Annotated in this window: 14 protein-coding genes, 1 other RNA gene and 1 pseudogene; 12 read left to right on the forward strand and 4 right to left on the reverse strand. The window is 64.3% G+C overall.

All coding sequences use genetic code 11. The features are described from left to right. Positions 1 to 181: 181 nt before the first annotated feature. Positions 182 to 577 carry an endonuclease domain-containing protein gene (locus tag E8A46_RS10360; protein WP_291560174.1) on the reverse strand — a complete coding sequence of 132 codons (396 nt, stop codon included), beginning with the start codon at positions 575 to 577 and terminating at the stop codon, positions 182 to 184. Between the two features lie 391 nt (positions 578 to 968). Between E8A46_RS10360 and ssrS the strand changes: the two genes are divergently transcribed. The 4 genes from ssrS to E8A46_RS10380 all read left to right on the forward strand — a co-directional run bounded on the left by ssrS (position 969) and on the right by E8A46_RS10380 (position 3006). Next, positions 969 to 1129: non-coding RNA, 6S RNA (gene ssrS, locus E8A46_RS10365), on the forward strand. Between the two features lie 190 nt (positions 1130 to 1319). Continuing rightward, positions 1320 to 1907, forward strand: a complete 588-nt coding sequence (locus E8A46_RS10370) for a 5-formyltetrahydrofolate cyclo-ligase (protein ID WP_291560177.1) — start codon at positions 1320 to 1322, stop codon at positions 1905 to 1907. Position 1908: 1 nt separating this feature from the next. After that, positions 1909 to 2733: a TIGR00282 family metallophosphoesterase gene (locus E8A46_RS10375; RefSeq protein WP_291560180.1), complete on the forward strand. Its 825-nt coding sequence runs from the start codon at positions 1909 to 1911 to the stop codon at positions 2731 to 2733. A gap of 126 nt (positions 2734 to 2859) precedes the next feature. Then, positions 2860 to 3006, forward strand: a complete 147-nt coding sequence (locus E8A46_RS10380; protein ID WP_291560181.1) for a hypothetical protein — start codon at positions 2860 to 2862, stop codon at positions 3004 to 3006. 943 nt (positions 3007 to 3949) lie between these two features. Here the strand turns inward: E8A46_RS10380 and E8A46_RS10385 are convergent. Then, entirely contained in the window at positions 3950 to 4183 is a 234-nt protein-coding gene (locus E8A46_RS10385) for a hypothetical protein (RefSeq protein ID WP_291560183.1), read from the reverse strand. A 121-nt stretch (positions 4184 to 4304) separates the two neighbouring features. On the opposite strand from E8A46_RS10385, the gene E8A46_RS10390 reads away from it, so the two are divergent. Next, positions 4305 to 5552 (forward strand): MFS transporter, encoded by a 1248-nt coding sequence (locus E8A46_RS10390; RefSeq protein WP_291560185.1) that lies wholly within the window; start codon positions 4305 to 4307, stop codon positions 5550 to 5552. Between the two features lie 57 nt (positions 5553 to 5609). Here E8A46_RS10390 and E8A46_RS10395 read toward each other — a convergent pair whose 3' ends face one another. Both E8A46_RS10395 and E8A46_RS10400 read right to left on the reverse strand, forming a co-directional pair. Continuing rightward, positions 5610 to 7037: a methyl-accepting chemotaxis protein gene (locus tag E8A46_RS10395; protein ID WP_291560186.1), complete on the reverse strand. Its 1428-nt coding sequence runs from the start codon at positions 7035 to 7037 to the stop codon at positions 5610 to 5612. Positions 7038 to 7081: 44 nt separating this feature from the next. Then, positions 7082 to 8842 (reverse strand): methyl-accepting chemotaxis protein, encoded by a 1761-nt coding sequence (locus E8A46_RS10400; protein ID WP_291560189.1) that lies wholly within the window; start codon positions 8840 to 8842, stop codon positions 7082 to 7084. A gap of 202 nt (positions 8843 to 9044) precedes the next feature. Between E8A46_RS10400 and E8A46_RS10405 the strand changes: the two genes are divergently transcribed. The 7 genes and pseudogenes from E8A46_RS10405 to E8A46_RS10435 all read left to right on the forward strand — a co-directional run. Then, positions 9045 to 9791, forward strand: a complete 747-nt coding sequence (locus E8A46_RS10405; protein WP_291560191.1) for a YebC/PmpR family DNA-binding transcriptional regulator — start codon at positions 9045 to 9047, stop codon at positions 9789 to 9791. A gap of 175 nt (positions 9792 to 9966) precedes the next feature. Beyond that, entirely contained in the window at positions 9967 to 10494 is a 528-nt protein-coding gene (gene ruvC / locus E8A46_RS10410) for a crossover junction endodeoxyribonuclease RuvC (protein WP_291560195.1), read from the forward strand. 232 nt (positions 10495 to 10726) lie between these two features. After that, positions 10727 to 11344: a Holliday junction branch migration protein RuvA gene (gene ruvA / locus E8A46_RS10415; RefSeq protein ID WP_291560197.1), complete on the forward strand. Its 618-nt coding sequence runs from the start codon at positions 10727 to 10729 to the stop codon at positions 11342 to 11344. Beyond that, positions 11341 to 12390, forward strand: a complete 1050-nt coding sequence (gene ruvB, locus E8A46_RS10420; RefSeq protein WP_291560198.1) for a Holliday junction branch migration DNA helicase RuvB — start codon at positions 11341 to 11343, stop codon at positions 12388 to 12390. The genes ruvA and ruvB overlap by 4 nt, the downstream gene beginning before the upstream one ends. Then, positions 12390 to 12815, forward strand: a complete 426-nt coding sequence (locus tag E8A46_RS10425; protein ID WP_291560200.1) for an NUDIX domain-containing protein — start codon at positions 12390 to 12392, stop codon at positions 12813 to 12815. Before ruvB ends, E8A46_RS10425 begins: the two co-directional genes overlap by 1 nt. Before the next feature lie 88 nt (positions 12816 to 12903). Further along, positions 12904 to 13818: a metallophosphoesterase gene (locus E8A46_RS10430; protein WP_291560202.1), complete on the forward strand. Its 915-nt coding sequence runs from the start codon at positions 12904 to 12906 to the stop codon at positions 13816 to 13818. Between the two features lie 84 nt (positions 13819 to 13902). Then, positions 13903 to 13991: pseudogene (locus tag E8A46_RS10435) on the forward strand (acyl-CoA thioester hydrolase); the annotation flags it as partial.

Here is a 13991-nt window from a genome sequence, read left to right on the forward strand (position 1 = left end):
ATGGATCACCCCACCCCGTCCCGCATCTTGCTTCGCGCGATGCGAGCCGACCCTCCCCCTACAGGGGAGGGTAAAAAGGCGAATCGCAGCTTGCTGCGAATTCATGAATGCGCACCACTTACCTTCCCCTGGAGGGGGAGGGTCGACGCGAATGCAATGAGCGGCGGGGTGGGGTGACAGTCTATCTCTGGCGGCGGTGTTTCATTGGCTCGATTTTCGCCTCCCGCGATCCGTGCAACTCCACATAAATCCGTTCGAGTACAGCCGTCAGGTCACCGGTGATCTCGGAATTCCAGAAGCGGACGACACGATATCCCTCCTGCTCAAGCCAAAGCTGTCGTTCACGATCGCGTTTTGCCGTCTCGTCCTCGTTGTGGTGTCCGCCGTCGAGTTCGACGACGAGATGTGCAGCCGGACACAGGAAGTCGACGACATAGGGCCCGATCGGAGCCTGCCGTCGAAAATGCGTACCGTCCACCGGCAGTTCTTTCAGGGCACGCCACAAAGCGCGCTCGTGTGGCATCGTGTTGGCGCGTAGTCGTTTGGCTGCTGCCCGGCGGATTGATGTCGAGACCATTTGTGCGGCTCACCCCACCCCGCATCTTGCTTCGCGCGCTGCGAGCCGACCCTCCCCCTCCAGGGGAGGGTAAGTGGAGCGCAATCGTGAATTTGGAGCAAGCGGCCAACCAGATCGCGTTCCCGCTATTTTCACCCTCCCCTGGAGGGGGAGGGTCGACGCGAATGAAATGAGCGACGGGGTGGGGTGAACGTCTCTCATCGTCGACGGTATTTATTCCAGCATCACGCTCGCGGATGGATCACCCCGCCCCGGTTCACATTTCGCTGCGCTCAATGTGAGCCGACCCTCCCCCTTCAGGGGAGGGTAAGAAGAGCCGTGTTTCGGCATTAGAGCCGTCGCGCCTGCCTTAGCGCTGGCGGTTTGGGGGCATCGTGGTTACATTGGCCTTGCGAAGCTGTGTCGCGCGTCAGGAGCCATATATCCCCGGGGCCTTATCGATCCTTCAGGGAACTATCCCTGGCCAGGTCCGTGGACTTGGTCACATGGTGCCCACCTACTTTCGTAGGGAACTCCGGGATCGAGCGCTCCAACGGCCATCGCGGCTTCGCACTTTTACTTTTTCTGTTGTTGCCCGATAGACACCCGTCATCACCCGCGAAAGCGGGTGATCCAGTATTCCACAGACGCCCGTGATAGAACCGTGAAGCCGCGGCGTACTGGATACCCCACTGGAGCCTGTCATCGGGCTCGCCGAAGGCGAGACCCGGTGGCGGGGTACGACGGCAGAACATGATGCTGGATGTCAGCTTTGCCGGCAGACCAATCAAAGAGTGACCTCCGCGCCGCAGCGCTGGCCGCGCGCGATGCGTTGAGCGGCGAGCAGCGCGCCGCCGCGGCGCTGGCGCTCGCCGCGCGGGGACTGCCGCTCGAAATCGCGCCCGGCACCATCATCTCCGGCTATTCGCCGATCCGCAGCGAGATCGATCCCGTGCCGTTGATGCGGGCGCTTGGCGCGCAGGGCGCGCGGCTGGCGCTGCCGGCGGTGATGGCGCGCGGCAAGTCGCTGGCGTTTCGCGCCTGGTCGCCTGACGACAGGCTGATGCTGGGGCCGCTCGGCATTCTCGAGCCGTCGCCGGCCGCCGCCGAAATCATTCCCGACATCATGCTGGTGCCGCTGGCGGCGTTCGATCGCCTCGGCCACCGCATCGGCTACGGCGCCGGACATTACGACTTTACGCTGGCGCATTTGCGCAAGGTCAAGCCCATCACCGCCATTGGCCTCGCCTTCTCGGCGCAGGAAATCGAGGCAGTTCCGGCGCTGCAGCACGACGTGCGGCTGGATTATGTGCTAACGGAAACCAAAGTGTTCGATTTCCGGAGTTCGTGATTTGCGCATTCTTTTCGTGGGCGACGTGGTCGGCAGGGCCGGGCGCACTGCCGTTTCCGAGCATCTGCCCGGCATGATCCGCGACTTCCGCCTCGATCTCGTCGTCGTCAACGGCGAGAACGCCGCCGGCGGCTTCGGCATCACCGAGGCGATCTACCAGGAATTGCTCGACGCCGGCGCCGACGCCGTCACGCTCGGCAATCATGCCTGGGACCAGCGCGAGGCGCTGGTGTTCATCGAGCGCGCGCCGCGGCTGGTTCGCCCGGCGAATTTTCCGAGGGGAACGCCGGGCCGCGGCGCGGCGCTGGTCGACACCAAGAGCGGCCAGCGCGCACTGGTGGTCAACGCCATCGGCCGCGTCTTCATGACGCCGTTCGACGACCCATTCGCTGTTCTCAACCGCGAACTCGAAGCCTGTCCGCTGCGGATGGCGGCGGACGCGATCGTGGTCGATTTCCACGCCGAGGCATCGAGCGAGAAACAAGGCATCGGATTTTTCTGCGACGGCCGCGCTTCTCTCGTGGTCGGCACCCACACCCATGTGCCGACCGCCGACCATCAGATTCTCGCCGGCGGCACCGCCTACATGACCGACGCCGGCATGACCGGCGATTATGATTCGATCATCGGCATGCAGAAGGAAGAACCGCTGCGGCGCTTTACCTCCGGTATTCCCTCAGGGCGCTTCGAGCCGGCGCTGGGCGCAGCCACGCTGAGCGGCGTCGCGGTCGAGACTGACGATGCGACTGGACTCGCGCTTCGAATCGCGCCGGTGCGGATCGGCGGCAGGCTGGAGCCGGCACTGCCGGGATTTTGGCTGGGGTAGGGGGCGGCCACGGCTGCCAAATAGGATCTCACTCCCGCATCAATACGGGGTCCGGGAAAACCCCCTCAGGTTGGCATGAGATTCGCATTTCCATTTTCGCCGGTCGTTTCCTTCCCTGGAGATCCAATGGGCGAAGTCGTGGAATTCCCGAAGCCTGGTCCGAACCGGGACAAGGCCCGCCTTATTCAAGAGGCCCGCGCGCTGTACGAGAGCGTGTTTCCGACTGAAAAAGACCCCGCCGTCGCGCCGCAGAACCCGCCGGCGCAGACCTAGCAAGCTCGTTCGAATTGGCGGGACTCAAAGCAGCGGTCAGCTCCGGCGCGCCGCGGCTGAACGGAGCAGTGATTTGCCCGACGGGCTGATTTCGCGATTGGCTGTCTAGTCCCTCCATGAAAAATATTCCGCTTTCGCCGTCGGGCAAATCATCTCTACAAACTCGCCCCGTCCCGCCTCGGTCAGAGGGGCGCTTCGCGGTCGTCACGAACGTTGGGTGCGGGATGCGGTGGACGCGGCAGCGACGCAAGACGAGCGGCGCTGATGCGGACGGCGAAGTCGTGTGGTCCTGATGTCCCGACGCTGGCATCAAGTGTGCGAAAACAAGTTTTCGCAGGCGACGGTGGCAAACAAGCCCGGTCACCGGGGAGAGCGCGAAGGAAACCGTTAAAACCATTGCGCGGGGAATGCCGGACGATCCGGCGTGACCGTGGTGACTAACGCGTGTGCTTTCTACCACTGCACACGCGGCTGCGGACGCGCCGAGCGTCCGGCATTCCCTGCGCCCTCTGAAATGAGGGCGGAACGAGCAGGCAAACTTCGCGCGAAACCCGCGGCGAGATCGTGAAGCTGCGTTTTTGTCGTCATTGCGAGGAGCGAAGCGACGAAGCAATCCACGCTTGCTTCCTTGTTGCTCCATGGATTGCTTCGCTGGCGCTCGCAATGACGATTTGAATCCGGACTGTTTGATATTTGAATGGCGGCGCGCTCTTTACCCTCCCCTGGAGGGGGAGGGTCGACGCGACTGAAAGGAGCGGCGGGGTGGGGTGACGGTCTCTCCCAACGATCGGTGCCCGAATTGAGAGATCACCCCACCCCGGTTCACATTTCGCTGCGCTCAATGTGAGCCGACCCTCCCCCTCCAGGGGAGGGTTGGGGCTTATGCTCGGAAGAGGTGGAGTGAACCCACCGACAGCCTGATTCATTCAAAAGCCATCACGCGCTAGAATCCGAAGAACTTTTCCCGCAAGGCGTCTTCGTACTTCGCCTTGGCGTCTTTCACCTTGCTGCGCATGTCGTCCTCTTCAAAATGCGCCGCCTCCCAGGCGTCGACCTCGGCCACATCGTGATTGACGGAAGCCAGCGCCTCCTCCTTGCGAATGGCGGATATCCAGGCCTCCACCGCGTCCTTGTAGGCGGCCTGCAGTTCGTCGAGTTCCGGATGCTCACCGCTCATGTCAAACCCTCTACCGGTGTATTTCGCCAGTTCCGGCGTTTATATAGAGAGCCCGAATGAACAAACGACGACATCGCGCGTCGCAAGCTGCTTTTGTCCTCACTCCCGGCATGTGGAACTCATGGTGAACCAAGGCGCTAAATCCCGGCTTTCCCGGCTTCGCGAGATTCCGCGCGCGGTGTGGGCGCTCGGCTTCGTCTCGCTCTTGATGGACACGTCCTCCGAGATCATCCACGCCTTGCTGCCGGTCTATCTCGTCACGGCGCTCGGCGCATCGATGGTGACGGTCGGCTTCATCGAAGGCATCGCCGAAGCTACCGCCTCGATCACCAAGGTGTTTTCCGGCGCGATCTCCGACTGGCTGGGCAAGCGTAAATTGCTGGCGGTCATCGGCTATGGATTGGCGGCATTGACAAAGCCGATCTTCCCGCTGGCGCCGTCGGTCGGGTGGCTGTTCGCGGCGCGCTTCATCGATCGCATCGGCAAGGGCATTCGGGGGGCGCCGCGCGATGCGTTGATTGCCGATATTACGCCGGCGCATTTGCGCGGCGCGAGTTTCGGGCTGCGTCAATCGCTGGACACCGCGGGCGCCTTCATCGGCCCGGCGCTCGCCATCGCCTTGATGTGGCTGACGGCGAACAATTTTCGCACCGTGTTCTGGGTGGCGGTTATTCCGGGGTTTCTCTGCGTGGCGCTGCTGGTGTTCGGGATAGAGGAGCCCGAGCGCCCTGCCGGACTTCGCAAGGTGCGCTCGCCATTGAGCGTCGTTGAGCTGAAACGGCTTGGCGCGGCGTACTGGTTTGTCGTCGGCATTGCGGTGGTGTTCTCGCTGGCGCGGTTCAGCGAGGCTTTCCTGATCCTCCGCGCCCAGGCGGTCGGCCTGCCGGTGATGCTGGTGCCGCTGGTTCTGGTGCTGATGAACGTGGTCTATTCGCTGGCGGCCTATCCGGCCGGCGTCTTGTCGGATCGCGTCAACCGCCTCGCGCTTCTCGGCATCGGTTTCGGCTTGCTGGTGGCGGCCGACCTGGTGCTCGCCTTCACCAACGGTCTTGCCGGCGTTGCCGTCGGGGTCGCCCTGTGGGGATTGCACATGGGGTTCACGCAAGGGCTGCTGGCCACGCTGGTGGCGGACACCGCCCCGCCGGAATTGCGCGGCACCGCCTTTGGCATGTTCAACCTGCTCAGCGGACTTTCGCTGATGGTCGCCAGCGTGCTCGCGGGAGAATTATGGGAACGCATCGGGCCGCAGGGCACTTTCCTCGCCGGCGCGGTGTTGACGGTGCTTGCCCTCGCCGGACTTGCGGCGGCCCGCCGGATCGCGCCCGAAGTTGGCGAAAGCCACAAATCCGATGAGGGCACGATGAAATGAGATCTGTGCTGCGACGCCACGGAGGTGAGCCGAACCGTTGCCTCGCGCCCGATGACTTCAGGACTGCCGAAAGCCCATGCGGAACGCGCCCCAGTGGCGGCCGCTGACGATTATCGGCGACGAGAGGTCCTTCATCAGGACGAAATTGCCGCCGCCCATGTCGCGCCGGTAGGTTTGCAGCAGAAACGGCTTCCTGTTCGCCGCCACCTTTTTCACCGCGCGATCGTTGAACAGCCGCCGGTTGCGGCAATTGGCGTTGTTCCAGACCGGGTCAGGCCCCTGTGGCAGGCGATAGTTCGGATTATGGGTTGGAAGATAGCCGCCCTTGGCCCATGCCACGCAAAACACGATGCGGGGATCGATCTTTTGAATCGGATCCTGGATCGGCGGCAGGATCCGGTCGGTGAATTCGACATAGGAAGTCATGTATTGCTTGGGATCGGTGCCCGGAATTTCGCGGTAGTTCTCGTCCATCAATTGATCGAGACGAATGTCGCCGCGCCCGATCGCGGTCTCGAAAGCCGCCGAAATCTGTTTGGCGGTATCGATCACGACGCGGATCAGCGGTGCGTCCGAGGTCTCCACCCCGCTATCGGCGATCAGTTCGATCAGGTTCTCGGAAAGGTCGAGCAGCCTGGCGACCCGGTCGTCGGCGTGCTTGAGGTCGGTCGAGGACAGATCGACGCCCTGGGCGAGATGGCCGAGTTCGTCGATCACCATGTCGCAATGCGCGAGATTGGAGTTCGCCGCCCTGGCGACCCCGTCGATCTCCTGGGTGACCGCGGTGAAGCCATCCTGAACGCGAACGATGATGCCCTGGATCTGCCCGGCGCCCTCGCCGGCGTTCTTCGCCCGCAGCGAGGCGTCGCCGCTCTCGCCGATCAGGCTGCCGACCTGGCCGTCGAGATCGCGAACGGTATCGCCGATCAGATGCGTCGCCTGGCGGGTCGCCTCCGCGAGGTTTTTCACCTCGCTGGCGACGACCGCAAAGCCGCGCCCGGCGGTGCCGGCGCGCGCCGCCTCGATGGTGGCATTCAGCGCCAGCAGGTTGGTCTGCTTGGCGATCGCCTCGATCGAACCCGATACCTTGGCGACCTGCGCCAGCGCGCTTCCGACCGCAGCAAGACGGTGTTCGATGCGCCCCACCGCTTCGATCAATTCGGCGATATGCTGCACCGCCGTCTCCACCACGGTGCGCGATTGCATGATTTCACCGACCGCGGCCGAGGTCGCGGTCTGCACCGCCCGCGATGCGGTGGCGATATCGTGATTGGCCGAAACCATCGTCTCGGCGGTCTTCTGAAGATGCCCGAAACGGTCGGACTGGATCGAAACGCGGCCGGCGACTTCCTGCAGATTGCCGGCGACGTCCGCCAGCTCGACGCCGAGGCCGCCGATCCGATTCGCAAGCTGGTCGACCAGGCGTTCGCTATTCGAGGGCGTGGCCGCCGCGCCTTCCAGTGGTGTTGGCTGTGCAACCGACATCGCGGCATTCCTCCGGGTCAACGAATCCGACGATTGACTCATGCTCAAAGCTTGTACGCGGTGCGGAATCCGCCCCAGTGCCGGCCATTGACGCGGACCGGCACGTCGATCTCGCGCATCATGACGGTTTTGCCGTTGCCCATGTCGCGGGCGTAGCTCTGGATCAGATAGGAGCGCAGGTTGCGTCCGGCGGCAAGGCCGGCCGGATCGTTGAATATCCGCCGGTTGCGGCTGTTGGCCGTGTTCCAGGCGACATCGCCGGGGCGTTGCGGATGGGAATAGATCTTGTTGTGCACCGGCAGGTAGCCGTTGCGGTCGATCATCACGCAGAACGCCATCCGCGGGTCCTTGGCGAGGAAGGCTTCCTGAAACGGCGGCAGCGCGCGATCCGCCCAGTTGAGGATCCGGGTGCGGTGCTGCACCGGATTGGTGCCCGGTATCTCGACATAATCGGTGTCGAACATGTCATCGATCGAGATCGCGCCGCTCGCGACGGCGTCCTCGAAAATCCGGGTCAGCGCGGTGCCGGCCTCCATGGCGCGGGTGACGAATTCGGTGTTTTCGTCGTGGATCGACCACAATTTGTCTTCGATTTTTTCCTTGAGCTCGGCACCGGGCGTCTCGAAACCCGCCTGCACGCCTGCTTTCGATTTCTCGCCGGTGCGAATCCTGCACGCGCCGATGCCCTCCAGCGTGGCATTGAGCGTTTGATTCAGCGGCAGCGCCTCGGCCTCCGATCCGCCGATCAGGATGCTTTCCAGGGAAATCTCGTAGACCGACGCGGTGATCGGGCCGCGCGCGCTCTGGATTTCGATTTTGAGGTTGCACGGCAGCCGCTCCCGCTTGCGCCGGTCGGCCTGAGGGTCCTGGCCGAGCAGCACCGCGCAGCGGGCTTTCAGTTTTTGCGCAAACAGGGTGACGGCCTTGCCGGCACTGGCGACGTGCTCGCCATGGGCCTCGGCTTCCTTGGCCGCGCTGTCGATCTCGGCTGCACTGTCGCCGACCGAGACGATGAAATTCGACGCGGTGGCGGCGTTGTCGGAGATCTCGCTCGTGGTCTGGGTCTGCTCGCTGACCGCGCCGTTGACGTTTTCGAACACCGGCCGGATCGCCTCGATCGCCTGCGAGATCCGGTGCACGGCATCGACCGAGCCGGCGGCATCTTTCTGCAGCGCGTCGATCCTCTTCTTGATCTCTTCGGTGGCGTCCTGGGTCTGCACCGCGAGCGCCTTGACCTCGGAGGCGACCACAGCGAAGCCGCGTCCGGCGGTGCCGGCCCGCGCCGCCTCGATTGTGGAGTTGAGCGCCAGCAGCGTGGTCTGCCGGGCGATCTGCGAGATCAGGTTGACGACGTTGCCGATCGCGGCCGAGGATTCCTTGAGCCGATCGACATTGAGGCTGGCTTCCTGGGCGGCGGCGCTGGCCTGATCGGCGAGCTTGCTGGCGTCGCGCACCTGCGACCCGATGCCCTCCGCCGACTGGGTGAACTTGTCGGCGGCCTGCGAGAAGGTGGTCGCGGTGCCCTGCGCGGCGCTGGTGCGTCCGGTGAGGGCGTCGGTGCGCTGGCGAATGGTGGAAAGCGTCGTCGCCGTCGCCTCCGCGCCGCCGGCGACCGAACTGGCCGCGCGCTCGAGCTGACGGATCATCCCGCCGAGTTCGAGTTCGAGCAGTTCGAGGATCTGCTTGGCGGAATCGGCGTCCGAGGTGCCCGGAATATCGGCAATAGAATCGGGCTTGGCCGCCAGCGGCTCGATGGCCGGCGCGGGCGGTTCAGGCGGGCGTTTTCGAAACAAGGCAAACGCCATGGACACTCTCGGCCAATGAGGATTGGGCCGGTATGCTGCCATCCCCGTGTGAAATCAGGGTTAACATTTGCCTCATTTGCAGGCAGCTGGCACTACTGCGTTACCGAAAACGCAGGCAAATCTTTGATTTTGGCAGGTCCCCGGCCTATAACGCCGCGCTTTCCACTAAAGACCAACCCGGACGAATCCCGAAAGAATCCGCATGGCCGGACATTCCCAGTTCAAGAACATCATGCACCGCAAGGGCCGGCAGGATGCCCAGAAATCGAAGCTGTTCAGCAAGCTGGCGCGGGAAATCACCGTGGCGGCCAAGATGGGCCAGCCCGATCCTTCGATGAACGCACGGCTGCGCGCCGCGATCATCTCCGCCCGCCAGGAAAACATGTCGAAGGACTCGATCGAGCGCGCGGTGAAGAAAGCGAGCGGCGGCGAGAGCGAGAATTACGACGAGATTCGGTACGAGGGTTATGGTCCGGGCGGCGTCGCCGTGATCGTCGAGGCGCTGACCGACAACCGCAACCGCGCCGCGTCCGACATCCGCTCCTACTTCACCAAATCGGGCGGCAATCTCGGCGAAACCGGCTCGGTTGCGTTCATGTTCGATCGCACCGGCATCATCGAATATGACGCCAAGGTGGCATCCGACGATGCGATGCTGGACGCGGCGATCGAGGCCGGCGCCGACGACGTGTCGTCGAGCGAAAATGGCCACGAGATCTACGCCTCGCCGGAGACGTTCCGCGAAGTCGCCAAGGCACTGGAGGCGAAATTCGGCGAGGCGCGCAAGGCGGCGCTGACCTGGAAACCGCAGAACACGGTGCCGGTGGACGACGAGACCGGCGAGAAGCTGTTGAAGCTGATCGATCTTTTGAACGAGCATGACGACGTGCAGAACGTCTATGCCAATTTCGAGGTCTCGGACGCGCTGGTCGCCAAAATGGGCGGGTGACCAGGTTGTCAGTGTCACTCCATTCTCGGCAGTCGTCGCCCGGCTCGACCGGGCGATCCAGTATTCCGCGAATTCGAGGTTCATCGCCGGCGCCTCGGCGTACTGGATCCCCGCTTTCGCGGGGATGACATTCCGTTTGTGTTTCGTTCCCGCCCCGCGGGCGTTATCAATAGCCATGACATCTCCGCCGATTCGCCACCCTGTCCGCATCCTTGGCATCGATCCGGGCTTGCGCCGCACCGGTTGGGGCGTGATCGAGGTTGACGGCAACCGCCTGAGCTATGTCGGTTGCGGCTCGGTGGAACCGCCGGAAGGCCTGCCGCTGGCAAGCCGCCTGCTGGCGATCCACGAGGGGCTAGCCGCCGTGCTCGGCGACTTTCGCCCCGCTGAAGCCGCCGTCGAACAGACCTTTGTCAACAAGGACGGCGTCGCCACCTTGAAGCTCGGACAGGCGCGCGGCGTTGCGATGCTGGCACCGGCGATGTTCGGGATATCGGTCGCGGAATACGCCCCGAATCAGGTGAAGAAGACCGTGGTCGGCGCCGGCCATGCCGACAAGAACCAGATTCTGGTGATGCTGAAGATCCTGCTGCCGAAGGCCGAGCCCAAATCCGCCGACGCCGCGGACGCGCTCGCGATCGCCATCACGCACGCGCATCACCGCCAGAGCGCGGCGCTGCGGTTGAGGGTGGTGGGGGTTTAATGGACGCCGGTGTGCGCGGAACCTCCACCCCCAACCCCTCCCCGCAAGGGGGAGGGGAGTTTAAGCATCGCGCCTTCTTACTCCCTCCCCCCTTGCGGGGGAGGGTTGGGGAGGGGGGTAGCCCCGAGTCGCTCTGCCCGAGTGGAGCCCCACCCCCGACCCCTAGGAGCGAGCTTCGCTCGTCTCGACCCCGCAAGGGGGAGGGGAGTTCGTGCACCCGTGGACTTCTGAAATGATCGGCAAACTCAAGGGCCTGATCGACTCCTACGGCGAGGACTATGTCATCCTCGACGTCGGCGGCGTCGGCTATCAGGTGCATTGCTCCAGCCGCACGCTGCAGGCGCTGCCGTCGCCCGGCGAGGCCGCGGTGCTCTCGATCGAAACCTATGTCCGCGAGGATCAGATCAAATTGTTTGGTTTTCGCAGCGATACCGAACGTGAATGGTTTCGCCTGCTGCAGACGGTGCAGGGCGTCGGCGCCAAGGTCGCATTGGCGGTATTGAGCACCCTGCCGCCATCCGATCTTGCGAACGCGATCGCGCTGCGTGACAAGGCCGCGGTGACGCGCACGCCCGGCGTCGGTCCGAAGGTGGCCGAGCGCATCGTCACCGAACTGAAGGACAAGGCGCCTCACTTTGCCAACGTCGATCCGGCGCTGGTGCATCTGTCAGGCGCGATCGACAATGACCGCGTGCCGCGCCCGGTCACCGACGCGATCTCGGCGCTGGTCAATCTCGGTTACGGCCAGCCGCAGGCGGCGGCCGCGATCGCCGGCGCCTCGCGCATCGCCGGTGAAAATGCCGAGACCGCGCAGCTGATCCGGCTCGGGCTGAAGGAGCTGGCGAGATGACCACGCCCTCCCGCATCGTCACACCCGAGCGCCGCACCGATGATGTCGGCGACACCGCGCTGCGCCCGCAGCTCTTGTCCGAATTTGTCGGCCAGGCGCAGGCGCGCGCCAATCTCTCGATTTTCATCGAGGCGGCGCGCAAGCGCGGCGAGGCGCTCGATCATGTGCTGTTCGTCGGTCCCCCCGGCCTTGGCAAGACCACGCTGGCGCAGATCGTCGCGCGCGAACTCGGCGTTGGCTTCCGCGCCACCTCTGGCCCCGTGATCGCCAAGGCCGGCGATCTCGCCGCACTTCTGACCAATCTCGAAGAGCGCGATGTGCTTTTCATCGACGAAATCCATCGTCTCAGCCCTGCGGTGGAGGAAGTGCTCTACCCGGCGATGGAGGATTTTCAGCTCGACCTCATCATCGGCGAGGGACCGGCCGCGCGCTCGGTCAAGATCGAGTTGGCGAAATTCACCCTGGTCGGCGCGACCACGCGCGCGGGCCTCCTGACCAATCCGCTGCGCGACCGTTTTGGCATACCCGTACGATTAAATTTCTACACGGAAGAGGAACTCGAAAAGATCGTTACCCGCGGCGCCCGCGTGCTGCAGATCGGCATGACGCCGGATGGCGCCAACGAGATCGCCCGGCGCGCCCGTGGCACGCCGCGCATCGCAGGAAGGCTGTTGCGGCGGGTGCGCGATTTTGCCTCCGCCGCGGACGCCGCCTCGATCGATCGCGCGATTGCCGACCACGCGCTGAGCGCGCTGGAGGTCGATGCCGCGGGTCTCGATGCCATGGACAGGCGTTATCTCTCAACGATCGCGATGAATTACGGCGGCGGCCCGGTCGGCGTGGAAACCATGGCGGCGGCGCTGTCGGAGCCGCGCGATGCCATCGAGGACATCATCGAGCCTTATCTGATCCAGTGCGGCTACCTGCAGCGCACGCCGCGCGGCCGTCTGTTGACCTCGCATGCCTTCCGCCATCTTGGCCTGGCCGAGCCCGCGCGCGATCCGGCGCAATTCGGATTGTTCGGCAGCGGAGGCGAGGACGCGTGATGGATAGCGGTACGATCAAAGTCGTGGCGGCGCTGATATGCGATGATGCGGGCCGGGTGTTGCTGGTGCGCAAGCGTGGAACGGCGGCCTTCATGCAGCCCGGCGGCAAGCGCGACCCCGGCGAAGACGACATCGCGGCCCTGTCACGCGAGATCGCGGAGGAGCTCGGTTGTGGTGTGGTCCGTGCCTCGGTGCGCCCTCTCGGCGAGTTCGATGCCATCGCCGCGAATGAACCCGGCTTTCGGGTGCAGGCCTGCCTGTATGGAATCGACGTGACCGGCGATATCACGCCGGGCCGCGAGATCGATGAGATGATCTGGATTGATCCTTCGGCGCCTCCCGACATTCCGCTGGCGCCGCTGACCCGCGACCATGTTTTGCCGTTGGCCTCCTCAGGCCCGCGCAATCCGGCGCAGTTTGGTTAACGCCGGCGCCGCTGGCTTTCTGAACACACGTTCCCCAATTCGGCTGCAATCCATTCCTAGAAAGAAGCTGCATCACAATTGACCATCCATGATCTCACGCCGCCATTTCTTCCGCTTCATTGCCGGGCTCGGCGCCTTCGGTGCCTCAACCACGGCCTACGGGTTCGGCATCGAGCCGACGCTGCGGCTCCGCGTCGCGCGGTATCATCTGCTGCCGCCAAAATGGCCGGCTGATTTCCAGCTCAAGATCGCCGTCATCGCCGACCTGCACGCCTGCGATCCCTGGATGTCGCTGGAGCACATCGAGGCGATCGTCGAGCGCACCAATGCGCTCGACGCCGACCTCATCGTCATGCTCGGCGACTACGTCGCCGGCCACCGCCATGTGAGACGTTTCATTCCGGCCGGCGAATGGGCATCGGTACTCGCCGGGCTCAGGGCGCCGCTCGGCGTGCATGCGATCCTCGGCAATCACGACTGGTGGGATGACAAGGCGGTGCAGCGCGAGGGCGAGGGGACCACGGCCGCCAGGCGCGCGCTCGAGGCCGCTGGCATTCCGGTGTACGAGAATGACGCCCAGCGTCTAAGCAAGGCCGGTCGCCCGTTCTGGCTGGCCGGTCTCGGCGATCAACTGGCCTATCTGCCGGCGAGGCGTTTCCGCCCGGTAAGGCGCATCGGCGTCGACGATCTCGCCGCGACGCTGAAGAAGGTGACCGACGACGCGCCGGTCATTCTTCTGGCGCATGAACCCGATGTGGCCGTTCGCGTGCCGTCGCGGGTCGTGCTGCAACTGTCTGGTCATACCCATGGCGGACAGGTGCGGCTGTTCGGCTGGTCGCCGGTGTCGCCGTCCGGACAGCGGCTCTCCTATGGCCACATCCGCATGAATTGCGATGTCATCGTCTCCGGAGGTCTCGGTTGCAGCATCATGCCGTTCCGCCTCGGCGTTCCGCCGGAGATCGGTCTGGTGACGCTGGGTGGGCCGGGTCCGGCCGTGTCCTAGTTCGCAGCGCCACGCGGCTCGCGCTTGCGCGCCAAACGGATTTTGCGCAAAACGATTGCCTTCCAAGGCAATCGAGGGCCGCAAGTGACTTTACCCCAGCTCGACGGCGAGATCCGCGCCGGCCGCCACCATATGCGGGTCCGCGTCTACTACGAGGACACCGACTTCTCCGG

The organism is Bradyrhizobium sp., from assembly GCF_004799445.1.
Classification (GTDB): domain Bacteria; phylum Pseudomonadota; class Alphaproteobacteria; order Rhizobiales; family Xanthobacteraceae; genus Bradyrhizobium.